Here is a 24,003-nt window from a genome sequence, read left to right as displayed (position 1 = left end):
CCGGTCGAGGTGCCGCGGTATGCCCTAACGTGTGGGGCTTCGAAGCGGCGGAGAGGCCCTGCGTGGCACCGGTTGGGGGAGGATCGGGTGCACACAGCACAGAGCGAGTCCCCGGGCGGCCCCCGGTACGGCGATCACGTCGACCTGCGCGACGGGCGGTTCTACGGCCCGGTGTCCTTCGGCGTGCCCCACCCGCAGCCGGGGGGCGGACCGGACGTGCTGTCCGCCCTGCCGGCCGCGCCGGTCGGGTTCACCGGCAGGGAAGCCGAACTGGCCGCGCTCTTACGGGGCTTACGCCCGCCCGACGGCATCGCGGCCCCGGGACCGGCCCGCCCGTGGGCGGTGACCGGACTCGGCGGCATCGGCAAGACGGCACTCGCGCTGCGCGCGGCCCATGAGGCCAGGGACGCGGGCTGGTTCTCCGGCGGCGTCCTCTTCCTCGACCTCGCCGGCTACGACGACGCCGCGGTGTCCCCGGCCAGAGCCGTCGCCTCCCTGCTGTACGCCCTCGGGGTCGGCAGCGCCCACCTGCCGTCGGAGGAGGTCGACCAGCACGCCCTGTATCTCAGCCGCCTCGCCACACTCGCCGACCAGGGCAGGCGGGTGCTGCTGCTGTTCGACAACGTCCGCGAACCCGGGCAGCTCCCGCCGCTGCTGCCCGGCAGCGGCGCCCACCGCGTCGTCTTCACCTCCCGGGAGTCCCATCCCTCGCTGCCGGTCCGGGAGCTGTCGCTCGGTCCGCTGTGCCCGAGCGACAGCTCGGCGCTCATCGCCGAGGCACTGCACGGGGACGACCGGCTGGAGCGGGAGGCGGACTCGGTCGGTGACCTGACCGTGCTGTGCGGACACATGCCCCTCGCCCTCCAGATCGCCGCTGCGCTGCTGCGGCACCACCGCTCACGGGGCCGCGTCGCGTCCCTGGTGGAGGAGCTGCGCTCCGGGAACCGTCCGACCGGAACCCTGCGCAGCCCGGGGGTCGACCAGTACGGCAGACCGCTGGCGCTGGCGCCCGTGTTCGAGGCGTCCATGCGCCGGCTGCCGGCCGGCCGTGCGAGGGCCATGTGCCTGCTGGCGCAGATCGCGTGCGCGGACTACGACACGGACACGGCCGCGGTGGTCACCGGACTGCCCGCGTCCGAGGCCCTCGACGTCCTCGACGACCTCGCGTGCGCGCACCTGGTGACCCGCGACCAGCCGGGTGACGAGGGCCGGGAGCGCTGGCACCTGCACGGCCTCGTCCGCAGCTATGCCTGTGCCCGGGCCGCCACGGACCCGGAGCTGGTCGCGGCGGCGTGCACGGCCCGGGCGCGCGTGCGCCGGCACTACGGCCGGCAGGCCGCGGAGTACGACCGTCACATGCCCTCCCCGGTGCACGACCCCTCCCCCGACGCCGTCCGCCGCCGCGAGGCCGCACTGGCCTGGTTCGACGGCGAGCACGCCAATCTCGTGGCGGCGGTGCTGTGGCCGGAGGACGACGAACCCGGGGCGCGGGTGGGCCTCGCCCTGAGCCTGGCCGGATACCTGCGCTGGCGGCGCTTCTTCGAGGACTGGATCGCGGTCGGCCGCGCGGCGCGTCCCCTCGCCCGCCGGCTCGGCGACGAGCGCGCCGAGGCCGCCGTCTGCAACCAGCTCGGCTCGGCCCTGTCGCGCGGGGGAGTCGCCGGCGAGGCCATCGAACCGCTCACGCGTGCCGCACACCTCTTCCGCCGCGTGGGCGACCCGACGGGCGAGGGCATGGCCTGGAACAACCTGGGGCTCGCCCAGCGCAGGTCCGGCGATCCGGGCCTGGCACTCACCACCCACACCAGGGCCCGCGGCCGGTTCCGCGAACTGGGCGACCGGTGGAACGAGGGCCGGGCCCAGCACAACATCGGACTGGCCCTGGACGCCGGGGGACAGCACGCCGAGGCGGCCACCGCCTTCGCACTGGCCTGCGAACTCCACCGGGGCCACGACCGCATCTACCACGGCGACTCCCTGAGCAGCCTCGGCTGGGCCCTGTACACGGCGGGCCGGACGGACGAGGCGATCGTCGCCCTCCAGGAGGCGCTGCGGATCCGGCGGGAGTACGACAACTGGTACGCGACCGGGCTGACCGGATCGAATCTCACCCTGGCCCTGGAGGCGGCGGGCCGGTCGGCGGAGGCGGCCGAGGCGCGGGCCGCGGCCGACGAGGCGTGCGCCCGCGCCGGCACCCGGGCGATCGTCTACGGCCACCACCACTGACCTGCGACGGAAGGCGTCCCCGCTGACCAGTGGGGAGCCGTCCCGCTGATCGGTGACGGAAGCCCTCCCCGCTGATCGGTGACGGGAGCCGTCCCACTGACCGGTGACGGAAGGCGTCCCGCGTCCGTGGTCTGCCCAGGCCGGGCCGCGGGCAAGGCAGGACGGGCGGGGCCGGGCCGCGGGCAAGGCAGGACGGGCGGGGCCGTGCGACGTGCGCACGGTCCCGCCCGCCGGCTCAGCGCCGCTTGTCGTCCGGGTTCAGCAGCCCGGCGCGGCGCAGCGCGTCCGCCATCGCGCTGTTGGCCGGCGCCGGGGCCTGCCGGCCGGCCCGGTCACCGCCGCCACGGCCCTGCCGCTGACCGCCGCCGCCCTGCCGCTGACCGCCGCCGTCCTGTCGCCGGCCACCGCCGTCCTGTCGCTGGCCGCCCTGCCGCTGCTGGGGCGGCCGGGCCCCGCCGCGCTGCTGCCGGCCGCCGCCCTGCCCCTGCGGCGCGGCCTCGTCGTCCAGCCGCAGGGTCAGCGCGATCCGCTTGCGCGGGATGTCCACGTCGAGGACCTTCACCTTGACGATGTCACCGGGCTTCGCGACGTCCCGCGGGTCCTTGACGAACGTCTTCGACATCGCCGACACGTGCACCAGCCCGTCCTGGTGGACACCGATGTCCACGAACGCGCCGAAGGCGGCCACGTTGGTGACCACGCCCTCCAGGACCATCCCCGCGGACAGGTCGGAGATCTTCTCCACGCCCTCCTTGAAGGTGGCCGTCTTGAACGCGGGACGCGGGTCGCGGCCGGGCTTCTCCAGCTCCCGGAGGATGTCGGAGACGGTCGGCAGACCGAAGGTGTCGTCCACGAAGTCGGCCGGCCGCAGGGAGCGCAGCACGCCCGTGTTGCCGATGAGGGACGCCACCTCCTGGCCCGTCGTCTTCACCATCCGCCGCACCACCGGGTAGGCCTCGGGGTGCACGCTGGAGCCGTCCAGCGGGTCGTCTCCGCCGCGGATCCGCAGGAAGCCCGCGCACTGCTCGTACGCCTTCGGGCCGAGCCGCGCCACCTTCTTCAGCTCGGAGCGCGAGCTGAACGGCCCGTTGGCGTCCCGGTGCGCCACGATGTTCTCGGCGAGTCCCGAGGAGATGCCGGACACCCGCGAGAGCAGCGGCACGGACGCGGTGTTGACGTCCACGCCGACGCCGTTCACACAGTCCTCGACGACCGCGTCCAGCGAGCGGGACAGCTTCACCTCGGACAGGTCGTGCTGGTACTGGCCCACGCCGATCGACTTCGGGTCGATCTTCACCAGCTCGGCCAGCGGGTCCTGGAGCCGCCGCGCGATGGAGACGGCGCCCCGCAGCGACACGTCCATGTCCGGCAGCTCCCGCGAGGCGTACTGCGAGGCGGAGTACACCGACGCGCCCGCCTCGGACACCATGACCTTGGTGAGCTTCAACTCCGGGTGCTTGGCGATGAGTTCGCCGGCGAGCTTGTCGGTCTCGCGGGACGCCGTGCCGTTGCCGATGGCGACCAGCTCGACCGCGTGCGCCTCGGCCAGCCGCGCCAGCTTGGCGAGCGCCTCGTCCCACTTGTTGGCCGGCACGTGCGGGTGGATCACGTCGGTGGCGACGACCTTGCCGGTGGCGTCGACCACGGCGACCTTCACCCCGGTGCGGAAACCGGGGTCCAGGCCGAGCGTCGCGCGGGTGCCGGCCGGGGCGGCCAGCAGCAGGTCCCGCAGGTTCGCCGCGAACACGTTCACCGCCTCGTCCTCGGCGGCCGTCCGCAGCCTGAGCCGCAGGTCGATGCCGAGGTGGACCAGGATGCGGGTGCGCCAAGCCCAGCGGACCGTGTCCGTCAGCCACTTGTCGGCGGGGCGGCCCCGGTCGGCGATCCCGAAGCGGCGGGCGATGATTCCCTCGTAGGAGGACGGAACCGATGGGGAATCAGCGGGCTCCTCCGGCTCCAGGACGAGATCGAGGACCTCCTCCTTCTCGCCGCGCAGCATCGCCAGGACGCGGTGCGAGGGCAGCTCGGTGAACGGCTCGGCGAAGTCGAAGTAGTCGGCGAACTTGGCGCCCGCCTCCTCCTTGCCGTCGCGCACCTTCGCGGCGAGCCGTCCGCGCACCCACATGCGCTCGCGCACCTCGCCGATCAGGTCGGCGTCCTCCGAGAACCGCTCGGTCAGGATGGCCCGCGCGCCGTCCAGCGCGGCCTGCGGATCGGCGACGCCCTTGTCCGCGTCCACGAACGCGGCGGCGGCCGCCGCCGGTTCGACCGTCGGGTCGGCCAGCAGCCCCTCCGCGAGCGGCTCCAGGCCCGCCTCGCGCGCGATCTGCGCCTTCGTGCGCCGCTTGGGCTTGTAGGGGAGGTAGACGTCCTCCAGCCGCGCCTTCGTCTCGGCGCCGCGGATCTGCGCCTCCAGCTCCTCGGTGAGCTTGCCCTGCTCCCGCACCGACTCGAGGATCGCGGTCCGGCGCTCCTCCAGCTCCCGCAGATAGCGCAGCCGCTCCTCGAGCGTGCGCAGCTGCGCGTCGTCGAGCATCTCGGTCGCTTCCTTGCGGTAGCGAGCGATGAAGGGCACCGTGGAACCGCTGTCGAGCAGTTCCACCGCGGCCTTCACCTGCCGCTCCCGTACGCCGAGCTCCTCGGCGATCCTGCTTTCGATGGACCCTGCTCCGATGGACCCGGGTGTCGTCACGATCCCGTACCGCCTTCTCCACTGAGGTTGCGCGGCAATTGTGGCAGGTGGCGACGGCATCCGGGGATCAGGGCGGCCCCCGGCGGGGCGCCGGGCCCCCGGTCAGGCCCGGCTCCCGCGTGCGGAGGACGACGCTCCGCCGAACAACCGGGCGACCGCCCGGAACGGCAGCGTGACCACCGTGGCGACGGCCCCGCCGATCTGCCGCAGTACGTCTGCGATGGCACGGAACACGACACTTCTCCTTCCCGCCCGGTCCCGGCGACCGGGGCGAGGGCCGGGTACCTCCGCGCGGCGCCACGGAACCCGTCATGGCCGAAAAGGTGGGAAGGGTGTCATTGCGGACCTCCCCGGAGCGACGAACAATCGAGGTCATGGAGCAGCGAACCGTCCTCCTCACCGTCTTCGACGGCCTCCAGAGCCTCGACGTCACCGGGCCCGTGGAAGTCTTCGCCGGAGCCGAGCTGCACACCCCCGGCTCGTACCGGATCCGCACCGCCTCCGTGGACGGCGGCCCCGTGCGCACCTCCAGCGGACTGACCCTCGTACCCGACGGGTCCCTGGCGGACGCGGCGGATCCGCACACCCTGCTGGTCCCCGGCGGCGAGGGCAGCCGCGAGCCGGACCCGCGGCTGGTGGAGTGGTTGCGCGTGCACGGTCCGCGGGCGCCCCGCCTGGTCTCCGTCTGCACCGGCGCCGTCCCGCTGGCCCGGGCCGGGCTCCTGGACGGCCGGCGTGTCACCACCCACTGGGCGTACTGCGAGGAACTCGCCCGGGACCACCCCGCCGTGCGGGTCGACCCCGAACCGATCTTCGTCCGGGACGGTCACGTGGCCACCTCCGCCGGGGTCACCGCGGGCATCGACCTCTCCCTCGCGCTGGTGGAGGAGGACCTGGGCCGGGAGGCGGCGCTGGCCGTCGCCCGCCACCTCGTGGTGTTCCTGCGCAGACCGGGCAACCAGGCCCAGTTCAGCGCCCAGCTGGCCGTCCAGACCGCCCGGCGCAAGCCCCTGCGGGACGTCCAGCAGTGGATCACCGAGCATCCGGACGGTGCCCTCGGCGTCGAGGCGCTGGCCGCCCGCGCCGCCCTCTCCCCCCGCCACTTCGCCCGCGCCTTCCAGGCCGAGACGGGCATGACACCCGGCCGGTACGTCGACCGGGTCCGCCTCGAACACGCGCGCCGCCTGCTGGAGGACAGTGCCGACGGCGTCGAGCAGGTCGCCCGCGCCAGCGGCTACGGCACCCCGGAGGCCATGCGCCGCGCCTTCCTGCGCACCCTCGGCACGTCTCCGGCGGAGTACCGCCGGCGCTTCCGCCCCGCACCCGTGACCTGACCCGGTCCCGGCCTTCCGGCACCGCCATGACACCGCCCGAGCACCGCCCCGGGCACCGCCCCGAACGACAAGGGAACCGCATGCAGATCGCCATCGTCCTCTACGACGGTTTCACCGCCCTCGACGCCGTCGGGCCCTACGAGACCCTCGGCCGGCTGCCGGACTCCGAGACCGTGTTCGTCGCCGAGCGCACCGGGCCCGTCCGCAACGACACCGGGGACCTGGCGCTCACCGCCGACCGGACCCTCTCCGACGTACCGTCCCCGGACATCCTGATCGTGCCCGGCGGGCCCGGCCAGACCCCGCAGATGGAGAACACCGTCCTGCTGGACTGGCTGCGCGCGGCGGACGCCACCAGCACCTGGACCACCTCGGTGTGCACGGGCTCGCTGCTGCTGGCCGCCGCCGGGCTGCTGCGCGGCCGCCGCGCCACCTCGCACTGGCTCGCCCTGGACCATCTGCGCGACTACGGGGCCGAGCCGACGGGGGAACGCGTGGTCGTGGACGGCAAGTACGTCACCGCCGCGGGCGTGTCGTCCGGCATCGACATGGGCCTCACGCTCCTCGGCACCATCGCCGGCGACGAACACGCCCAGGCCGTGCAGCTGTTGACCGAGTACGATCCCCAGCCGCCGTACGACGCCGGGTCGCCCGAGAAGGCGCCCGAGCACCTCGTCGCGGAGTTCCGCGACGGGAGCCGCTTCAGCCCGACGCGGACACGTTCCAGGTGAAGCGCGGCTGCCGGCGCTCCAGGAACGCGGCGACCCCCTCCGCGGTGTCGCCGCTGCCGCGCGCCTGCGCGCTCCAGTGGGCGTCGCGGTCGGTGCGGCCGTCCGCGAACTCCTTGGCGGCGGCCTGGGTGAGCTGCGAGCGGGACACCAGGACCCGGGTCAGTTCGGCGACCCGCTTGTCCAGCTCTCCCTCGGGCAGCACCTCGTTCACCAGGCCGGTGCCCAGCGCCCGCCCGGCGTCGATCAACTCGGCCGTGAACAGCAGGTACTTGGCCGTGGCCGGGCCGACCAGGGACGTCAGGCGGCGGGTCGAGGCGGACGGATAGACGACGCCGAGCCTCGCCGGTGTCACCCCGAACAGCGCCCCCTCCTCCGCCAGCCGCAGATCGCAGGCCGCCGCGAGCTGCGTCCCCCCGCCCACGCAGTGCCCGCGCACCGCGGCGACGGTCGGCTTGGGGAACGCGGCCAGGGCCTCCTCGGCCGCCACCGCGAGGGACTGCGGCTCCTGCGCCGCGCCCCGGAGCGTGGAGATGTCGGCGCCCGCGCAGAAGGTGCCGCCCTCGCCGGTGAGCACCAGCGCCCGTACACCGGGGTCACGTGCAAGCGCGTCCAGCATCGGGGGAAGGGAACGCCACATCGCGGTCGTCATGGCGTTGCGCTTGGCGGGATGACGGATCACCACGGTGGCGACGGAGTCGGTGACCTGGTGGGACAGCTGGGGCTCCATGCGGCGGATCGTATCGAAGGGCGCCTGCCCGGTGGCAGGCCGAACCCGTACAACCCGACTAGTTCGCGAACCGGCGTCCTAAGAACAGGAACAGTCCGACCCGCGACCGGCTGGGGCGCAGTCGGTCAGAAACCGTTCGATACCCGCTGACTTGTGTTCAGGTATCCGGGCGGGGGCGCCTCGTTACCAACACTCGACGTGTGGTGACAATCGAGCGCGAGGGTGGCGACCGGACGATGGACAACCACGGGCGCGGGGACGGCCCGCGCCCGGCGGGGCGCGGCGAACGTCCACCGGATCCCCTGCCGTACGAAGGCGTCTGGCGGTTCACCGCGGCCGCGGTGGACGCCTCGGTCCCGCAGGCCCGGCACGCGGTACGGGACCTGCTGCTGCGCCAGGGCGTGCCGGTCTCCGACGACCTGGTGCACGGGCTGCTGCTGATCGTCTCCGAGCTGGTCACCAACGCGGTCCGGCACGCGGCGCTGCTGTCGCCGGTGCTCGCCGTGGAGGTGGCGGTGGGGGCCGAGTGGGTGCGGGTGTCCGTCGAGGACAACCATCCCTACCGGCCGACCGCCCTGGAGGCCGACCACGGCCAGACCGGCGGCCGGGGGCTGCTCCTGGTCCGTGAGGTGGCCCGGGAGGCGGGCGGTGTCGTCGACGTGGAGCACACCGCGAGCGGCGGCAAGGTGATCTGGGTCGCCCTGCCGCTCAAGCCCGCGGCGCTCTCGTAGCGGGACCGGGAAAGGTCACCAGCCCGCGGACGGGCCCGTCAGCTCCCTGATCGCGGGGCGGGCCGCGTCCAGCACGGTCATGAACCAGGCCGAGAACGGGTCCCGGGCGTGCCGCTCGGCCAGCTCGGCCGCCGTCACGAAGGCGGTCGAGGCGACCTCCTCCTGGTCCGGGCCGAGCGGTGCCTGCACCAGCCCGACGAACAGGTGGTTGTACTCCTGCTCCACCAAGCCCGAGTCGGGGTCCGGGTGGTTGTAACGGACCGTGCCGGCCTCCGCCAGCAGCGACGGCGACACACCCAGCTCCTCGTACGTGCGCCGGGCGGCCGCCGCGAACGGCGCCTCTCCCGGGTACGGGTGGCCGCAACAGGTGTTGGACCACACACCGGGGGAGTGGTACTTGCCGAGCGCCCGCTGCTGGAGCAGCAGCCGGCCGTGGTCGTCGAAGAGGAACACCGAGAACGCCCGGTGCAGCTGCCCCGGTGGCTGGTGCGCGGCGAGCTTCTCCGCGGTGCCGATCGTCACGCCCTTCTCGTCGACCAGTTCCAGCAAAATCGCCTCTGCGGTGCCGTTCGACGAGCTGTGCGTCGCGGTGGCAGGTGTGATCGGCATGCCCATCCTTCGCTTCGGTCCTAGCGCCCCAAGTCTGCCGTACGAATCCGGCACTCCCGGCACGTCCGCGCGTACGCGCGCGGCGCGGTACCGCGAGTCGGATCCGGTAGATCATCGTGCCCGGCGTCCGCCGCCGGGAACCGTCCTGGGGTGCGCCGAACGGCAGTCCGTACGGTCAGTGGCACAGCCGTGCCTCGTGCTCCGCGTGCCCGCCCGGTTCCAGCTGGAAGGTGCAGTGCTCCACGTCGAAGTGGTGGCCGAGGCAGCCCTGCAGCTCGTGCAGCATCTTCTCGTTCCCTATGGCGTTCAGCACCTCGGAACTGACCACCACGTGGGCCGACAGCACCGGCATGCCCGAGGTGATCGTCCAGGCGTGCAGGTCGTGCACGTCCTCCACGCCGTCCAGCGCCAGGATGTGAGTCCGGACCTCCGCCATGTCGACACCCTTGGGGGCCGCCTCCAGCAGCACGTCCAGCGTCTCGCGCAGCAGCTTCAGCGTCCGTGGCACGATCATCAGCCCGATGACCAGCGAGGCGATCGGGTCGGCCGCCTGCCAGCCGGTGGTCAGGATCACCGTCGCCGAGAGGAGCACGGCCACCGAGCCCAGCGCGTCCGCGGCCACCTCCAGGAAGGCGCCGCGCACGTTCAGGCTCTCCTTCTGCCCCTGCATCAGCAGGACCAGCGAGACGGAGTTCGCGGCCAGGCCGATCAGACCGAACACGATCATCAGGCCGCCCCGGGTGTCGGCGGGCTCGACGAACCGCTGGACCGCCTCGTACAGGACGTATCCGCCGACCACGAGCAGCAGCAGACAGTTGGCCAGGGCGGCGAGGATCTCGGCGCGGGCGTAGCCGAAGGTGCGGTTGGTGCTCGGCGGACGGTTCGCGAAGTGGACGGCGAGCAGCGCCATGCCGAGGCCCACCGCGTCGGTCGCCATGTGCGCGGCGTCCGCGATCAGCGCCAGCGAGTCCGCGAGGAGGCCGCCGGCGATCTCGACCACCATGATCATGAGCGTGATGCCGAGCGCGATGCGCAGCCGGCCCCGGTACGCGGCCGTGGCCGTACCCGGAGCCGGCGCGTGGGAGTGCGCGTGCCCGTGGTCGTGCCCTGCCCCCATGACTACCGCCTTCCGTGTGCCTGCCAGGAGCCCCAGTGAACTACGGGTGGGGGGTATCTGGCAACGCGGCACTGAACACCGTTGTCATGTGCCCTGACCTGCGAAAACCGTTACGCAGGTCAGGAGGCTGCGGACGCCCCCGCCGAACGGCGGCGCCGGGAGTGCCGGCTCGCGCGCGGGCCTGAGGCGGCCGTGCTCGGCTCACGCGCGAGCCGACGGCCGACTGTGTCGGCTCGCGTACGGGCCGGAGGTCGCGGTGCCGGATCAGGCGCGGGCCGGGGGTCGGGTGTCGGCTCGCGCGCGGGGGCCGGGGGTCGGCTGTGTCGGCTCGCGTATGGGCCGGGGGTCGGCTTTGTTGGTTCGCGCGCGGGTTGTGGTCGTTTTCTCATCCGCGGTCCGGCAGGCGCCGGACACCCGCCTCCGGGCCGGTCCGCCCTGTCGGCCGACCCGCCGTCCGGGCCGGCGGCTATCCGCCGTGGTGCAGTCGCCAGCCCGCCCACGCCGACTCGATCATCTCCCGTACCCCGCGGCCGGCCCGCCAGCCCAGTGTCGCGGCGGCCCGCTCGGCCGACGCCACCGCGCGCGGCGCGTCCCCGGGCCGGCGGTCCTCGACCAGGGGTGCCCGGCGGTCACCGGTGACCTCGCCGATGACGGTGATCAGTTCGCGCACCGAGACCCCCTCGCCCCGGCCGATGTTCAGTGTCAGATCGCCGTCGAGGTCCCCGGCCGCGAGCCGCCGGGCCGCCGCCAGGTGGGCGTCCGCGAGATCGGCGACGTGGATGTAGTCCCGGACGCAGGTGCCGTCCGGCGTCGGGTAGTCGTCGCCGAAGATCCGCGGAGCCTCGTCACGGGTGAGCCGGTCGAAGACCATCGGCACGATGTTGAACACACCGGTGTCCGCCAGCTCCGGCGCCGCCGCGCCCGCCACGTTGAAGTAGCGCAGGCAGGCCGTGGAGATGCCGTGCGCCCGCCCGGCCGCCCGCACCAGCCACTCCCCGGCCAGCTTGGTCTCGCCGTACGGGTTGACCGGGGCGCACGGGGTGTCCTCGGTGATCAGGTCCACGTCCGGGTTGCCGTACACCGCCGCCGACGAGGAGAACAGCAGCCGGCCGACGCCCGCCTCCGCGACCGCGTCCAGCAGCGTGGCCAGACCGCCCACGTTCTCCCGGTAGTAGCGGGTGGGGTCGGCCACCGACTCCGCGACCTGCTTGCGCGCCGCGAGATGGACGACGCCCGTCACGCCGTACTCCGCGAGGACCCGCTTCAGCAGCGGACCGTCCAGCGTCGAGCCCCGCACGAGCGGCACGTCCGCCGGCAGCCGCGCGGGCACCGCGGCCGACAGGTCGTCCAGCGCCACGACACTCTCCCCGGCGCCCGCCATGGCCCGTGCCACGTGCGCCCCGATGTATCCGGCCCCGCCGGTGATCAGCCACGTCATGGTCGCCCACCCTATGCCGAGCCACCCCGTGTCCCGGTTGCCCGGGTCTGCCCCCATGGGTTTGTGGGCCGGGCCCCGGATCCACGATGATGATCGCGGCAAAGGCCGGGTCAGCCCTCGTGGGCCGGGCCGTGAACGGCCGGTGAACACGGACCGCGGCCCATCGGATAGCCTCTGCCGACATGCCGCCCGGGTGCCGCAGGCAGGGCGCCCCACCACGCGAAAGACCGGCGCCCGCGCGCCGGCACCCAGGGAGTGAGTTCGGTTGTCGACGGCCATCGTCACCGGTCAGCCGGTCCCCGGATCGTCACTGGAGAGCGATCTGCGGTCCCTCGGCTTCGAGGTGCGCACGGCCGCCGACGCCGCCGAGGCGGAGACCCTGCTCGCGGCCGTGCCGGCCGACCGGCGCGTGGCCCTCGTCGACGCCCGCTTCGTCGGTCACCCGCACGCGCTGCGCCTCGGCCTGACCGACCCGCGCTTCCCGCTCGCCGCCGTCCCGGGCGCCGTCACCGCCCAGCCGGCCGCCCGGCAGCAGCTCACCCGGGCCATGGCCCGTGAGACCTCCGCGGGCGACGGCACGACCGTCGAGGGCCCGGCCCCGCTCGGACCGGGCGGCGGCCCCGCGCTCGCCGTGGACAGCCTCGCCGACCGCGTCGTCGCCGCCCTCGACACCGACGGCGGCGCGGTGCACCGGCCCGAGCTGGGCAGCCTGGTCGCCGCCGTGCCGGCCGACCCGCAGGCCCGCAACGAGGTCCGGCAGGCCGTCGCCGCCGTCGACGACGAGGCCGTACGCCTGAAGTCGGCCGTGAAGTCCCGGGACGGCTTCTTCACCACCTACTTCATCAGCCCCTACTCGCGCTACATCGCCCGCTGGTGCGCCCGCCGCGGCCTCACCCCCAACCAGGTCACCACCGCCTCGCTGCTCACCGCGCTCGTCGCGGCCGGCTGCGCGGCGACCGGCACCCGCGGCGGCTTCGTCGCGGCCGGCGTGCTGCTCATCGCGTCCTTCGTCCTGGACTGCACCGACGGCCAGCTCGCCCGCTACGCCCTGAAGTACTCCACGCTCGGCGCCTGGCTGGACGCCACCTTCGACCGGGCCAAGGAGTACGCCTACTACGCGGGCCTCGCCCTCGGCGCGGCCCGCGGCGGCGACGACGTCTGGGCCCTCGCCCTCGGCGCGATGGTGCTCCAGACCTGCCGGCACGTGGTCGACTTCTCCTTCAACGAGGCCAACCACGACGCCACCGCCAACACCAGCCCCACCGCCGCGCTCTCCGACAAGCTCGACAGCGTCGGCTGGACGGTCTGGGTGCGCCGCATGATCGTCCTGCCCATCGGCGAACGCTGGGCGATGATCGCGGTCCTCACGGCGCTCACGACCCCCCGGATCACCTTCTACGCCCTGCTCATCGGCTGCGCCTTCGCCGCGACGTACACCACGGCGGGACGCGTGCTGCGGTCGCTGACGCGGAAGGCCGAGCGCACGGACCGGGCGGCGCAGGCACTGGCGGACCTGACGGACACCGGACCGCTCGCCGGTACCGGGGCCAAGAGGCTGGGCCGCCGTTCCCCCCGGAATGCCTTCGCCGCGCCGCTGTGGGCGGCGGCCGGCGCCGCGGTGCTCCTGATCGACGTCTCCCTGCGGTCCTTCGGGAACTGGCAGACGGTGGTCGGCGCGCTCGTCTACGTCGCCACCTCGGGCCGCGCCGTCGCCCGGTCCCTCAAGGGCCCGCTCGACTGGCTGGTCCCGCCCGTGTTCCGCGCCGCCGAGTACTGCACGATTCTGGTCCTCGCCGCGCGGGCCGAGGTGAACGGGGCGCTTCCAGCGGCTTTCGGCCTGGTGGCCGCCGTCGCCTACCATCACTACGACACGGTGTACCGCATCCGCGGCAACGCCGGAGCGCCCCCGGCCTGGCTGGTGCGCTCCATCGGGGGGCACGAGGGGCGGACGCTGCTCGTCACCGTCCTGGCCACGGTGCTCACCGCCTCGCAGTTCACGGTTGCGCTCACGGTCCTCGCCGTGGCCGTCGCCCTCGTGGTGCTCGTCGAGAGCATCCGCTTCTGGGTGTCCGCTGGGGCGCCCGCCGTACACGACGAAGGAGAACCCGCATGATCGGCCTCGTGCTCGCGGCCGGCGCCGGACGGCGTCTGCGCCCCTACACCGACACCCTGCCCAAGGCGCTGGTGCCGGTGGGGCCCGCGGGCATAGAGGACTCGATCACGGTGCTCGACCTCACCCTCGGCAACTTCGCCGAGATCGGGCTGACCGAGGTCGCGATCATCGTCGGCTACCGCAAGGAGGCCGTGTACGAGCGCAAGGCGGCCCTGGAGCAGAAGTACGGCCTCAAGCTCACCCTCATCGACAACGACAAGGCCGAGGAGTGGAACAACGCCTACTCCCTGTGGTGCGGCCGTGACGCGCTCAAGGACGGCGTGATCCTCGCCAACGGCGACACCGTCCACCCGGTCTCCGTCGAGAAGACGCTGCTCGCCGCCCGCGGCGAGGGCAAGCGGATCATCCTCGCCCTGGACACGGTGAAGAGCCTGGCCGACGAGGAGATGAAGGTCGTCGTCGACCCCGACAAGGGCATGACGAAGATCACCAAGCTGATGGACCCGGCCGAGGCCACCGGCGAGTACATCGGCGTCACCCTGATCGAGGGCGACGCCGCGGCCGACCTCGCCGACGCGCTGAAGACGGTCTGGGAGACCGACCCGCAGCAGTTCTACGAGCACGGCTACCAGGAGCTGGTCGACCGGGGCTTCCGGATCGACGTGGCGCCGATCGGTGACGTCAAGTGGGTCGAGATCGACAACCACGACGATCTCGCCCGTGGACGGGAGATCGCGTGCCAGTACTGACGAGGCTGATCCCCTCGCCGGTCGTCGTGGACATCCGCCCGGGTGCCCTGGACGACCTGGCGGGGGTCCTGGCCGACGAGCGCATCTCGCAGTCCGGCCGGCTGGCCATCGCCGTCAGCGGCGGCTCCGGGGCCCGGCTGCGCGAGCGGATCGCCCCCTCGCTGCCCGGCGCCACCTGGTACGAGGTCGGCGGCGGCACCATCGACGACGCGATCCGGCTGGCGGGCGACATAAAGGCCGGCCACTACGACGCGGTCGTCGGCCTCGGCGGCGGCAAGATCATCGACTGCGCCAAGTTCGCGGCGGCCCGGGTCGGCCTGCCGCTGGTCGCCGTCGCCACCAACCTCGCCCACGACGGCCTGTGCTCGCCGGTCGCCACCCTCGACAACGACGCGGGCCGCGGCTCGTACGGCGTGCCGAACCCGATCGCGGTGGTCATCGACCTCAATGTGATCCGCGAGGCCCCGGCCCGGTTCGTGCGCTCCGGCATCGGCGACGCCATCTCCAACATCTCCGCGGTCGCGGACTGGGAGCTGGCCCACCAGGTCAACGGCGAGAAGATCGACGGCCTGGCCGCCGCGATGGCCCGGCAGGCCGGCGAGGCGGTGCTCCGGCACCCGGGCGGAGTCGGCGACGACGACTTCCTCCAGGTGCTGGCCGAGGCGCTGGTCCTCACCGGTATCGCCATGTCCGTGTCGGGTGACTCCCGCCCCTCCTCCGGCGCCTGCCACGAGATCAACCACGCCTTCGACCTGCTCTACCCCAAGCGCGCCGCGGCCCACGGCGAGCAGTGCGGTCTCGGCGCCGCCTTCGCGATGTACCTGCGCGGCGCCCACGAGGAGTCGGCGTACATGGCGCAGGTGCTGCGCCGGCACGGGCTTCCGGTGCTGCCGGAGGAGATCGGCTTCACGGTGGACGAGTTCGTCCGCGCGGTGGAGTTCGCTCCGGAGACCCGGCCCGGCCGCTACACGATCATCGAACACCTCGACCTCAAGACGAACCAGATCAAGGACACCTACGCCGACTATGTCAAGGCCATCGGTAGCTGAACTCCGTCCGGTCGTCCACCCCGCGGGGGTGAAGGACCGGCGCAGCGGTGAGCACTGGATGGGACGCCTCTACATGCGAGAGGTCTCCCTGCGCGTCGACCGCTACCTGGTGAACACCAGGGTCACGCCCAACCAGCTCACGTACCTGATGACCGTCTTCGGCGTGCTCGCGGCCCCGGCACTCCTGGTGCCGGGGATCCCGGGCGCCGTGCTCGGTGTGCTGTGCGTCCAGATGTACCTGCTGCTGGACTGCGTCGACGGCGAGATCGCGCGCTGGAAGAAGCAGTACTCGCTGAACGGCGTCTACCTGGACCGGGTCGGCGCCTACCTCACCGACGCCGCGGTGCTCGTCGGCTTCGGCCTGCGCGCCGCGGACCTGTGGGGCAGCGGCCGCATCGACTGGCTGTGGGCCTTCCTCGGCACGCTGGCCGCGCTCGGTGCGATCCTGATCAAGGCCGAGACCGACCTGGTCGGCGTCGCCCGGCACCAGGCGGGCAAACCGCCGGTGCAGGAGACCGCCTCCGAGATGCGCTCCTCCGGGATGGCGCTGGCCCGCCGGGCCGCCGCCGCGTTCAAGTTCCACCGGCTGATCCTCGGCATCGAGGCCTCGCTGCTCATCCTGGTCCTGGCGATCGTGGACCAGGCCCGCGGCGACCTCTTCTTCACCCGCCTCGGCACGGCCGTCCTCGCGGGCATCGCCCTGCTCCAGACGCTGCTGCACCTGGTGTCCATCCTCGCCTCCAGCAGGCTCAAGTGAGCGCGCCCGTGAAGGTCGGCGCGGTCGTCATCACCATGGGCAACCGGCCCGACGAACTGCGGGCCCTGCTCGACTCGGTCGCCAAGCAGGACGGCGACCCGGTCGAGGTGGTCGTGGTCGGCAACGGCTCGCCCGTGCCGGACGTCCCCGAGGGCGTACGGACCATGGAGCTGCCCGAGAACCTGGGTATCCCCGGCGGTCGCAACGTCGGCATAGAGGCCTTCGGGCCCGGTGGCCGTGATGTCGACATATTGCTCTTCCTCGACGACGACGGCCTGCTCGCCCGCCACGACACCGCCGAGCTGTGCCGCGAGGCGTTCGCCGCGGACCCCGAACTCGGCATCATCAGCTTCCGCATCGCCGACCCCGAGACCGGCGAGACCCAGCGCCGGCACGTGCCCCGGCTGCGGGCCTCCGACCCGATGCGCTCCTCCCGGGTCACCACCTTCCTCGGCGGCGCCAACGCCGTCCGCACCCGCGTCTTCGCGGACGTCGGCGGCCTGCCGGACGCGTTCTTCTACGCGCACGAGGAAACCGACCTGGCATGGCGGGCCCTCGACGCGGGCTGGATGATCGACTACCGGTCCGACATGGTGCTGTACCACCCGACGACCGCGCCCTCGCGGCACGCGGTCTACCACCGCATGGTCGCCCGCAACCGCGTCTGGCTCGCCCGCCGCAACCTCCCGGCCCCCCTGGTCCCGGTCTACCTCGGGGTCTGGCTGCTGCTCACCCTGCTCCGCCGCCCCTCGCGGCCGGCCCTGCGGGCCTGGTTCGGCGGCTTCCGGGAGGGCTGGTCCACGCCGTGCGGTCCCCGCCGGCCGATGCGGTGGCGTACGGTGTGGCGACTCACCCGACTGGGCCGCCCCCCGGTCATCTGACAAGCTCGACCCTGTGAGGTCGCGACTGTCGGACACCTCATGGACACGCGTCCGCCGACGCGGCGGCGCGCAGCAGACGAACCCGAAGACGAAAGTTTCCCCCTGTGAGTGAGACCACGCACGACGGCACGGTCGCGGTGACCGCGGCCCCGTCGCCCGACGAGGGACTGACGGCGGCCGAGCTGGCCGCGAAGTACGGGCTCTCCGTGAGCGGCGCCCGGCCCTCGCTCGGGGAGTACATCCGTCAGCTGTGGGGGCGCCGTCACTTCATCCTCGCCTTCTCCCAGGCGAAGCTGACCGCCCAGTACAGCCAGGCCAAGCTCGGCCAGGTCTGGCAGGTGGCCACCCCCCTGCTGAACGCGGCCGTCTACTTCTTCATCTTCGGCCTGATCCTGCACGCCGGCCGTGGCATGTCCCGGGACGTGTACATCCCGTTCCTGGTCACCGGCGTCTTCGTGTTCACCTTCACCCAGAGTTCGATCATGTCGGGCGTCCGTGCGATCTCCGGCAACCTCGGCCTGGTGCGCGCCCTGCACTTCCCGCGCGCCTCCCTGCCGGTCTCCTTCTCGCTCCAGCAGCTTCAGCAGCTGCTGTTCTCGATGCTGGTGCTGTTCCTCGTGGCGATCGGCTTCGGCAGCTACCCGGGCCTGTCCTGGCTGCTGATCGTGCCGGTGCTGGCGCTCCAGTTCCTGTTCAACACCGGGCTCGCGCTGATCGTGGCCCGCCTGGGCTCCAAGACGCCCGACCTCGCGCAGCTGATGCCGTTCATCCTGCGCACCTGGATGTACGCCTCCGGCGTCATGTTCTCGATCAACACGATGCTGGCCGGGCGTCCGGAGTGGATCGTCCGGGTGCTCCAGGTCAACCCGGCCGCGGTCTACATGGACCTGATGCGCTTCGCTCTGATCGACGACTACGGTGCCTCGAACCTGCCGCCGCACGTGTGGGCCATCGCCCTGTTCTGGGCCGTGGTCCTCTTCTTCGGCGGCTTCGTGTACTTCTGGAAGGCGGAGGAGCGGTACGGCCGTGGCTGAGCAGAACACCCAGGACCGGCGCCCGACGGTCATCGCGGACGAGCTGCACATCGTCTACCGGGTCAACGGCGCGAAGACCGGCAAGGGCAGCGCGACGGCGGCACTGAGCCGGATCCTCAAGCGCGGCGAGGAGCGGGGCGTGCGCAAGGTGCACGCCGTGCGCGGGGTGTCCTTCGTCGCCTACCGCGGCGAGGCCATCGGCCTGATCGGCTCCAACGGCTCCGGCAAGTCCACCCTGCTGCGCGCCATCGCCGGCCTGCTGCCCGCGGAGAAGGGCAAGGTCTACACCGACGGCCAGCCCTCCCTGCTGGGGGTGAACGCGGCTCTGATGAACGACCTGACCGGCGAGCGGAACGTCATTCTGGGCGGCCTCGCCATGGGCATGTCCCGGGAGCAGATCAAGGAGCGCTACCAGGACATCGTCGACTTCTCCGGCATCAACGAAAAGGGCGATTTCATCACCCTGCCGATGCGGACCTACTCCTCCGGCATGGCGGCCCGACTGCGTTTCTCCATCGCCGCCGCCAAGGATCACGACGTCCTGATGATCGACGAGGCGCTGGCCACCGGTGACCGCAAGTTCCAGAAGCGCTCCGAAGACCGGATCCGGGAACTGCGCAAAGAGGCCGGAACGGTCTTTCTGGTGAGTCACAACAACAAGTCCATCCGTGACACCTGCAACCGCGTGCTGTGGCTGGAGCGCGGTGAACTGCGGATGGACGGGCCCACGGACGAGGTCCTGAAGGAGTATGAGAAGTTCACGGGCAAGTGACCCGTTTCGGCCAGGGCCCCGCCGGAATTCGTCCGGCGGGGCCCTGTGTCTGCAAAGGAAACGTCAACTCGCACTGGCTTAAGGAATCTTGGAGCCAATCGGTGTGTTGTTGTGATGCGCAGGACACCCCGAGGGTCCGTGCTGCGTTGTACAACGTAAGCTGTACCGGTGCCGGAAACCGGCAAGTAGGGCGATAATGCACACCGCCCTCCGCGGGGGTGCCCCTGTGCATTGCGGGGCGGCGTGTCCGAAATAGTGTGTATTGGGTCGGCAGTGTAGAACGGGAGATGTGACGGCAATGGCTACGGAAACTCCCCAGCTCAGCGCAGCATGTGCCGTCCCCGCCCCGGGCAGCCCCCGATGACCGGCACCGCCACGGCGCCCGGTCCGGAACGCGCCACGCTGGACAAGGCCGCGAGCGAGAACTTCCCCGTGGCCCCCTTCTTCCTGCCCCGGGTCTGGCGCGACGACCTCATGGCCGTCTACGGCTTCGCCCGCCTCGTGGACGACATCGGCGACGGCGACCTCGCCCCCGGCGGAGCCGACGCCCGGCTGCTCGGCGTGTCGGCCGACGGCGCGGAGGACCGCCTGGTCCTCCTCGACGCCTTCGAAGAGGACCTGCGCCGCGTCTTCGACGGCACCCCGCACCACCCGCTGCTGCGCCGCCTCCAGCCCACCGTCCGCCGCCGCGCCCTGACCCCCGAGCCGTTCCTCGGCCTGATCGCCGCCAACCGCCAGGACCAGCTCGTCACCCGGTACGAGACCTACGACGACCTCCTCGCCTACTGCGAACTGTCGGCCAACCCCGTCGGCCGTCTCGTCCTCGCCGTCACCGGCACCTCGACCCCCGAACGGATCCGGCTGTCCGACGCGATCTGCACCGCACTCCAGATCGTGGAGCACCTCCAGGACGTCGCCGAGGACCTCCGCCGCGACCGGATCTACCTCCCCGCCGAGGACATGAAGCACTTCCACGTCCAGGAAGCGGACCTCGCCGCGAAAGCCACAGGCGCATCGGTGCGCGCCCTGGTTGCATACGAAGCACAACGCGCCCGCGATCTGCTGAATGAAGGCGCCCCCCTGGTGGGTAGCGTCCACGGCAGGCTGAAGCTGCTGCTCGCGGGGTTCGTGGCGGGGGGAAGGGCGGCGATCCGGGCGATCGCCGCCGCCGAATACGACGTACTTCCCGGCCCGCCCAGACCCGGCAAGCTCCAGTTGCTGCGTGAGGCGGGCGTGATCCTGCGAGGAGAGGGGTGATCCGGACCGTGGATTCTCCGCCGCACGTGTCCGCACCGGTACTCGCCGCCTACAGCTACTGCGAGGCCGTCACCGGGCAGCAGGCCCGTAACTTCGCGTACGGCATCCGGCTGCTGCCGACGGCCAAGCGGCGCGCCATGTCGGCGCTGTACGCGTTCTCCCGGCGCGTGGACGACATCGGCGACGGCGACCTGCCCGGTGAGACCAAGCTGGCGCGCCTGGAGGACACCCGGGCGCTGCTCGTCCGGGTCCGCGGGGAGGAGGTCGAGGAGGACGACACCGACCCGGTGGCCGTCGCCCTCGGCCACGCCGCCGGCACCTTCCCGATCCCGCTCGGCGGGCTCGACGAGCTGATCGACGGCGTCCAGATGGACGTGCGCGGGGAGACCTACGAGACCTGGGACGACCTCAAGGCGTACTGCCGGTGTGTCGCCGGTGCCATCGGCCGCCTCTCGCTCGGCGTGTTCGGCACCGAACCGGGCGCGCGCGGCGCCGAGCGCGCGGCCGAGTACGCCGACACCCTGGGCCTCGCACTCCAGCTCACCAACATCCTCCGCGACGTCCGCGAGGACGCCATGGGCGGCCGGACCTACCTGCCCGCCGACGACCTCGCCAAGTTCGGCTGTTCGGCCGGGTTCAACGGGCCGACCCCGCCGGAGGGCTCCGACTTCGCCGGCCTCGTCCACTTCGAAGTGCGGCGCGCCCGGGCCCTGTTCGCCGAGGGCTACCGGCTGCTGCCCATGCTCGACCGGCGCAGCGGCGCCTGCGTGGCCGCGATGGCCGGCATCTACCGCCGCCTGCTGGACCGCATCGAGCGCGACCCGGAGGCGGTGCTGCGCGGCCGCGTCTCCCTGCCCGGACACGAGAAGGCCTACGTCGCCGTGCGCGGCCTGTCCGGACTCGACACCCGGCATGTGACCCGCCATGTCTCCCGGCGCTCCGTCAGGAGGCGCGCCTGATGGAGTGCCCCGAACCGGACCGCAAGCGGCAGGCAACCCTCCGCTGCGGCGTGGCGTCCCTGACTGCGACGGCCGGGCGTGCACCGTTCAACCAGCACGCTCGGCACGCACGGAAGGACGCACGATGAGCGACGGCTCACCCCCCGCCCGGGCACGGGCCGACGGCCCGCGGACGACAGGCCGCAGCGCGGTCGTGGTCGGCGGCGGCCTCGCCGGGATCACCGCGGCGCTCGCCCTCGCCGACGCCGGGGTCCGGGTCACCCTGCTCGAGGGCAGGCCCAGGCTGGGCGGCCTCGCCTTCTCCTTCCAGCGCGGCGAACTGACCGTCGACAACGGCCAGCACGTGTACCTGCGCTGCTGCACCGCCTACCGCTGGTTCCTCGACCGCATCGAGGGCACGGCACTGGCACCGCTTCAGGACCGCCTGGACGTGCCCGTCGTCGACGTCGCCAAGCCCGAGGGACGGCGGCTCGGCAGGCTGCGGCGCGACCCGCTGCCCGTACCCCTCCACCTGGGGCGCAGCCTGGCCGCCTATCCGCACCTCTCGCTCGCCGAGCGCGCGGCCGTCGGGCGTGCCGCGCTCGCGCTGAAGGGGCTCGACCTCGCCGATCCGGCCCTGGACACCCAGGACTTCGGCAGCTGGCTGGCCGCGCACGGCCAGTCGGCGCGCGCCGTCGAGGCCCTGTGGGACCTGGTCGGGGTCGCCACCCTCAACGCGGTCGCGGGCGACGCCTCGCTGGGGCTCGCCGCGATGGTGTTCAAGACCGGTCTGCTGTCCGACCCGGGCGCGGCCGACATCGGCTGGGCCCATGTCCCGCTGGGCGAACTGCACGACCGGCTGGCCCGCAAGGCGCTCGACTCCGCGGGCGTCCGTACCGAGGTCCGTACACGCGTCACCTCCGTCTCTATCAACGAGAACGGAAGCTGGAACGTTCAGGTTCCCGGCGAGACGCTTTCCGCGGACGCCGTCGTCCTCGCCGTACCCCAGCGCGAGACCCACGAACTGCTGCCGCCCGGCGCCCTCGACGCCCCCGAGCGGCTGCTGGAGATCGGCACCGCGCCGATCCTCAACATCCACGTCGTCTACGACCGCCAGGTGCTCGCGCGCCCCTTCTTCGCGGCCGTCGGCACCCCCGTGCAGTGGGTGTTCGACCGCACCCACGCCTCGGGGCTGTCGGGAGGCGGGCCCGAAGAGCCTCCGTACAAGGGTGGTGGCGGGCGGCGGCCGGGACAGTACCTGGCGCTGTCCCAGTCGGCCGCGCAGGACGAGATCGACACGCCTGTCGCCGACCTCCGCGAGCGCTACCTGCCCGAGCTGGAGCGGCTGATCCCGGGGACGCGCACGGCCGTGGTGGAGGACTTCTTCGTGACCCGGGAGCGCACGGCCACGTTCGCCCCCACCCCCGGTGTCGGGCGGCTGCGGCCCGGCGCCCGCACCAAGGCACCCGGCCTGTACCTGGCCGGAGCGTGGACCGCCACCGGGTGGCCCGCGACCATGGAGAGTGCGGTCCGCAGTGGAGTGAGCGCGGCCGACGCCGCCCTCAGCGCCCTGGGCCGGCCCCGCCCCCGCCACCTCTTCGAGTTCGAGGAGGCGGCCTGATGCCCGACCGGCAGGCGGCAGGTTCCCGCACCCCCGGTACCGCAACAAGAGGAGAGACTGTGCCCACTGTGCCCCCGGCCGCGACGCCCGCTCGGAGGCCCGCGGTGGATGTGACCGCGCTGCTGGAGCGCGGCCGGACCCTGGCCACGCCGGTGCTCCGCGAGGCCGTCGACCGCCTGGCGCCGCCCATGGACACCGTCGCCGCCTACCACTTCGGCTGGATCGACGCCGCCGGCAACCCCGCCGACGGTGACGGCGGAAAGGCCGTCCGTCCCGCGCTCGCCGTGCTCTCCGCCGAGGTCACCGGCGCCGCACCCGAGACGGGCGTCCCGGGCGCGGTCGCCGTCGAACTCGTGCACAACTTCTCGCTGCTGCACGACGACCTGATGGACGGTGACGAGCAGCGCCGGCACCGCGACACCGTCTGGAAGGTGCACGGCCCCGCCCAGGCCATCCTGGTCGGCGACGCCCTGTTCGCCCTCGCCAACGAGGTCCTGCTGGAACTCGGCACGGTCGAGGCGGGCCGCGCCACCCGCCGTCTGACCACCGCCACCCGCGCCCTGATCGACGGCCAGGCCCAGGACATCTCCTACGAGCACCGCGACCGCGTCAGCGTCGAGGAGTGCCTGGAGATGGAGGGCAACAAGACCGGTGCCCTGCTCGCCTGCGCCTCCTCCATCGGCGCGGTCCTCGGCGGCGCCGACGACGCCACCGCGGACGCGCTGGAACGGTACGGCTACCACCTCGGCCTCGCCTTCCAGGCCGTCGACGACCTGCTCGGCATCTGGGGCGACCCGGAGGCCACCGGCAAGCAGACCTGGAGCGACCTGCGCCAGCGCAAGAAGTCCCTGCCGGTCGTCGCCGCCCTCGCGGCCGGCGGCCCCGCCTCCGAGCAGCTCGGCGAGATCCTCGCAGCCGACGCCAAGAGCAGCGACTTCGAGAACTTCTCCGAGGAGGAGTTCGCGGCCCGCGCCGCCCTCATCGAGGAGGCCGGCGGCCGCGAGTGGACGGCCGAGGAAGCGCGCCGTCAGCACACCATCGCCATCGAAGCCCTCGACGCCGTCGACATGCCCGGCCCGGTGCGGGACTCCTTCACGGCGCTCGCCGACTTCGTCGTCGTACGAAAGAGATGATCACTATCGGCCGAACTTGCCTCGCTTAGTCGCCGGCCGGTGCCGCAGGGATGCGGACACCGGCCGACGGCGGACCCACAGCAGCACGACTCGC

General features: G+C 72.7%; 22 protein-coding genes. 16 read left to right on the top strand and 6 right to left on the bottom strand.

Annotated features, from left to right (window positions below):
* Window positions 1-87: 87 nt before the first annotated feature.
* The gene (locus JK361_RS42305) at window positions 88-2,226 is read left to right on the top strand and encodes a tetratricopeptide repeat protein (protein ID WP_201813688.1); all 2,139 of its coding nucleotides are present in this window, start codon (window positions 88-90) and stop codon (window positions 2,224-2,226) included.
* 235 nt (window positions 2,227-2,461) lie between these two features.
* Here JK361_RS42305 and JK361_RS01120 read toward each other — a convergent pair whose 3' ends face one another.
* Together JK361_RS01120 and JK361_RS41945 are read right to left on the bottom strand one after the other, a co-directional pair.
* Window positions 2,462-4,918 (bottom strand): Tex family protein, encoded by a 2,457-nt coding sequence (locus tag JK361_RS01120; RefSeq protein ID WP_201813687.1) that lies wholly within the window; start codon window positions 4,916-4,918, stop codon window positions 2,462-2,464.
* Between the two features lie 102 nt (window positions 4,919-5,020).
* Window positions 5,021-5,152, bottom strand: a complete 132-nt coding sequence (locus tag JK361_RS41945) for an LPFR motif small protein (protein WP_307787103.1) — start codon at window positions 5,150-5,152, stop codon at window positions 5,021-5,023.
* Window positions 5,153-5,292: 140 nt separating this feature from the next.
* Between JK361_RS41945 and JK361_RS01115 the strand changes: the two genes are divergently transcribed.
* Window positions 5,293-6,252 (top strand): GlxA family transcriptional regulator, encoded by a 960-nt coding sequence (locus JK361_RS01115; RefSeq protein ID WP_201813686.1) that lies wholly within the window; start codon window positions 5,293-5,295, stop codon window positions 6,250-6,252.
* An 80-nt stretch (window positions 6,253-6,332) separates the two neighbouring features.
* Entirely contained in the window at window positions 6,333-6,983 is a 651-nt protein-coding gene (locus JK361_RS01110) for a DJ-1/PfpI family protein (RefSeq protein ID WP_201813685.1), read from the top strand.
* Here JK361_RS01110 and JK361_RS01105 read toward each other — a convergent pair.
* Window positions 6,955-7,710 (bottom strand): enoyl-CoA hydratase/isomerase family protein, encoded by a 756-nt coding sequence (locus JK361_RS01105; protein ID WP_201813684.1) that lies wholly within the window; start codon window positions 7,708-7,710, stop codon window positions 6,955-6,957. The genes JK361_RS01110 and JK361_RS01105 overlap by 29 nt on opposite strands.
* Before the next feature lie 236 nt (window positions 7,711-7,946).
* Here JK361_RS01105 and JK361_RS01100 point away from each other — a divergent pair, with 236 nt between their 5' ends.
* Entirely contained in the window at window positions 7,947-8,441 is a 495-nt protein-coding gene (locus JK361_RS01100) for an ATP-binding protein (RefSeq protein ID WP_201814220.1), read from the top strand.
* A gap of 15 nt (window positions 8,442-8,456) precedes the next feature.
* Here JK361_RS01100 and idi read toward each other — a convergent pair whose 3' ends face one another.
* From idi to galE, 3 genes are all read right to left on the bottom strand, one after another.
* Window positions 8,457-9,050 carry an isopentenyl-diphosphate Delta-isomerase gene (idi, locus tag JK361_RS01095; protein WP_201813683.1) on the bottom strand — a complete coding sequence of 198 codons (594 nt, stop codon included), beginning with the start codon at window positions 9,048-9,050 and terminating at the stop codon, window positions 8,457-8,459.
* Window positions 9,051-9,225: 175 nt separating this feature from the next.
* Entirely contained in the window at window positions 9,226-10,167 is a 942-nt protein-coding gene (locus JK361_RS01090; protein ID WP_201813682.1) for a cation diffusion facilitator family transporter, read from the bottom strand.
* A gap of 466 nt (window positions 10,168-10,633) precedes the next feature.
* Window positions 10,634-11,605 (bottom strand): UDP-glucose 4-epimerase GalE, encoded by a 972-nt coding sequence (galE, locus tag JK361_RS01085; protein ID WP_201813681.1) that lies wholly within the window; start codon window positions 11,603-11,605, stop codon window positions 10,634-10,636.
* A gap of 265 nt (window positions 11,606-11,870) precedes the next feature.
* Between galE and JK361_RS01080 the strand changes: the two genes are divergently transcribed.
* From JK361_RS01080 to JK361_RS01030, 12 genes are all read left to right on the top strand, one after another.
* On the top strand, window positions 11,871-13,718 hold the full coding sequence (locus tag JK361_RS01080) for a DUF5941 domain-containing protein (RefSeq protein WP_201813680.1): 1,848 nt from the start codon (window positions 11,871-11,873) through the stop codon (window positions 13,716-13,718).
* Window positions 13,715-14,467, top strand: coding sequence for a phosphocholine cytidylyltransferase family protein (locus tag JK361_RS01075; protein WP_201813679.1), 753 nt, complete (start codon window positions 13,715-13,717; stop codon window positions 14,465-14,467). Before JK361_RS01080 ends, JK361_RS01075 begins: the two co-directional genes overlap by 4 nt.
* On the top strand, window positions 14,455-15,516 hold the full coding sequence (locus tag JK361_RS01070; protein WP_201813678.1) for an iron-containing alcohol dehydrogenase family protein: 1,062 nt from the start codon (window positions 14,455-14,457) through the stop codon (window positions 15,514-15,516). The genes JK361_RS01075 and JK361_RS01070 overlap by 13 nt, the downstream gene beginning before the upstream one ends.
* Window positions 15,494-16,273 (top strand): CDP-alcohol phosphatidyltransferase family protein, encoded by a 780-nt coding sequence (locus tag JK361_RS01065; RefSeq protein ID WP_201813677.1) that lies wholly within the window; start codon window positions 15,494-15,496, stop codon window positions 16,271-16,273. The genes JK361_RS01070 and JK361_RS01065 overlap by 23 nt, the downstream gene beginning before the upstream one ends.
* 8 nt (window positions 16,274-16,281) lie before the next feature.
* Entirely contained in the window at window positions 16,282-17,154 is an 873-nt protein-coding gene (locus JK361_RS01060) for a glycosyltransferase family 2 protein (RefSeq protein ID WP_201814219.1), read from the top strand.
* A 104-nt stretch (window positions 17,155-17,258) separates the two neighbouring features.
* Window positions 17,259-18,188, top strand: coding sequence for an ABC transporter permease (locus JK361_RS01055; RefSeq protein WP_201813676.1), 930 nt, complete (start codon window positions 17,259-17,261; stop codon window positions 18,186-18,188).
* The gene (locus tag JK361_RS01050; RefSeq protein WP_201813675.1) at window positions 18,181-18,960 is read left to right on the top strand and encodes an ABC transporter ATP-binding protein; all 780 of its coding nucleotides are present in this window, start codon (window positions 18,181-18,183) and stop codon (window positions 18,958-18,960) included. The genes JK361_RS01055 and JK361_RS01050 overlap by 8 nt, the downstream gene beginning before the upstream one ends.
* Window positions 18,961-19,320: 360 nt before the next feature.
* Complete coding sequence (gene hpnC / locus JK361_RS01045) at window positions 19,321-20,217, top strand: squalene synthase HpnC (RefSeq protein ID WP_201813674.1); 897 nt, start codon at window positions 19,321-19,323, stop codon at window positions 20,215-20,217.
* Window positions 20,214-21,176: a presqualene diphosphate synthase HpnD gene (gene hpnD / locus JK361_RS01040; RefSeq protein WP_201813673.1), complete on the top strand. Its 963-nt coding sequence runs from the start codon at window positions 20,214-20,216 to the stop codon at window positions 21,174-21,176. The genes hpnC and hpnD overlap by 4 nt, the downstream gene beginning before the upstream one ends.
* Window positions 21,176-21,304, top strand: coding sequence for a DUF6380 family protein (locus JK361_RS42565; protein WP_222995444.1), 129 nt, complete (start codon window positions 21,176-21,178; stop codon window positions 21,302-21,304). Before hpnD ends, JK361_RS42565 begins: the two co-directional genes overlap by 1 nt.
* Entirely contained in the window at window positions 21,301-22,776 is a 1,476-nt protein-coding gene (gene hpnE, locus JK361_RS01035) for a hydroxysqualene dehydroxylase HpnE (protein WP_201813672.1), read from the top strand. Before JK361_RS42565 ends, hpnE begins: the two co-directional genes overlap by 4 nt.
* On the top strand, window positions 22,776-23,909 hold the full coding sequence (locus JK361_RS01030; RefSeq protein ID WP_201813671.1) for a polyprenyl synthetase family protein: 1,134 nt from the start codon (window positions 22,776-22,778) through the stop codon (window positions 23,907-23,909). The genes hpnE and JK361_RS01030 overlap by 1 nt, the downstream gene beginning before the upstream one ends.
* Window positions 23,910-24,003 lie beyond the last annotated feature (94 nt).

Origin of the sequence: Streptomyces musisoli (assembly GCF_016741855.1) — a bacterium.
In the GTDB taxonomy this organism is placed as follows: Bacteria; Actinomycetota; Actinomycetes; order Streptomycetales; family Streptomycetaceae; genus Streptomyces; species Streptomyces musisoli.
This window is presented reverse-complemented; position numbering and strand designations above follow the sequence as displayed.

What these genes read in the sequence shown, in the direction of transcription:
- idi (WP_201813683.1), bottom strand. Translation starts at nt 9,050, where the DNA reads ATGCCGATCACACCTGCCACCGCGACGCACAGCTCGTCGAACGGCACC.
- JK361_RS01030 (WP_201813671.1), top strand. Translation starts at nt 22,776, where the DNA reads ATGCCCGACCGGCAGGCGGCAGGTTCCCGCACCCCCGGTACCGCAACA.
- JK361_RS01065 (WP_201813677.1), top strand. Translation starts at nt 15,494, where the DNA reads ATGTCAAGGCCATCGGTAGCTGAACTCCGTCCGGTCGTCCACCCCGCG.
- hpnC (WP_201813674.1), top strand. Translation starts at nt 19,321, where the DNA reads ATGACCGGCACCGCCACGGCGCCCGGTCCGGAACGCGCCACGCTGGAC.
- JK361_RS01105 (WP_201813684.1), bottom strand. Translation starts at nt 7,710, where the DNA reads ATGGAGCCCCAGCTGTCCCACCAGGTCACCGACTCCGTCGCCACCGTG.
- JK361_RS01075 (WP_201813679.1), top strand. Translation starts at nt 13,715, where the DNA reads ATGATCGGCCTCGTGCTCGCGGCCGGCGCCGGACGGCGTCTGCGCCCC.
- JK361_RS01110 (WP_201813685.1), top strand. Translation starts at nt 6,333, where the DNA reads ATGCAGATCGCCATCGTCCTCTACGACGGTTTCACCGCCCTCGACGCC.
- JK361_RS42565 (WP_222995444.1), top strand. Translation starts at nt 21,176, where the DNA reads ATGGAGTGCCCCGAACCGGACCGCAAGCGGCAGGCAACCCTCCGCTGC.
- galE (WP_201813681.1), bottom strand. Translation starts at nt 11,605, where the DNA reads ATGACGTGGCTGATCACCGGCGGGGCCGGATACATCGGGGCGCACGTG.
- JK361_RS01090 (WP_201813682.1), bottom strand. Translation starts at nt 10,167, where the DNA reads ATGGGGGCAGGGCACGACCACGGGCACGCGCACTCCCACGCGCCGGCT.
- hpnE (WP_201813672.1), top strand. Translation starts at nt 21,301, where the DNA reads ATGAGCGACGGCTCACCCCCCGCCCGGGCACGGGCCGACGGCCCGCGG.
- JK361_RS01100 (WP_201814220.1), top strand. Translation starts at nt 7,947, where the DNA reads ATGGACAACCACGGGCGCGGGGACGGCCCGCGCCCGGCGGGGCGCGGC.
- JK361_RS01115 (WP_201813686.1), top strand. Translation starts at nt 5,293, where the DNA reads ATGGAGCAGCGAACCGTCCTCCTCACCGTCTTCGACGGCCTCCAGAGC.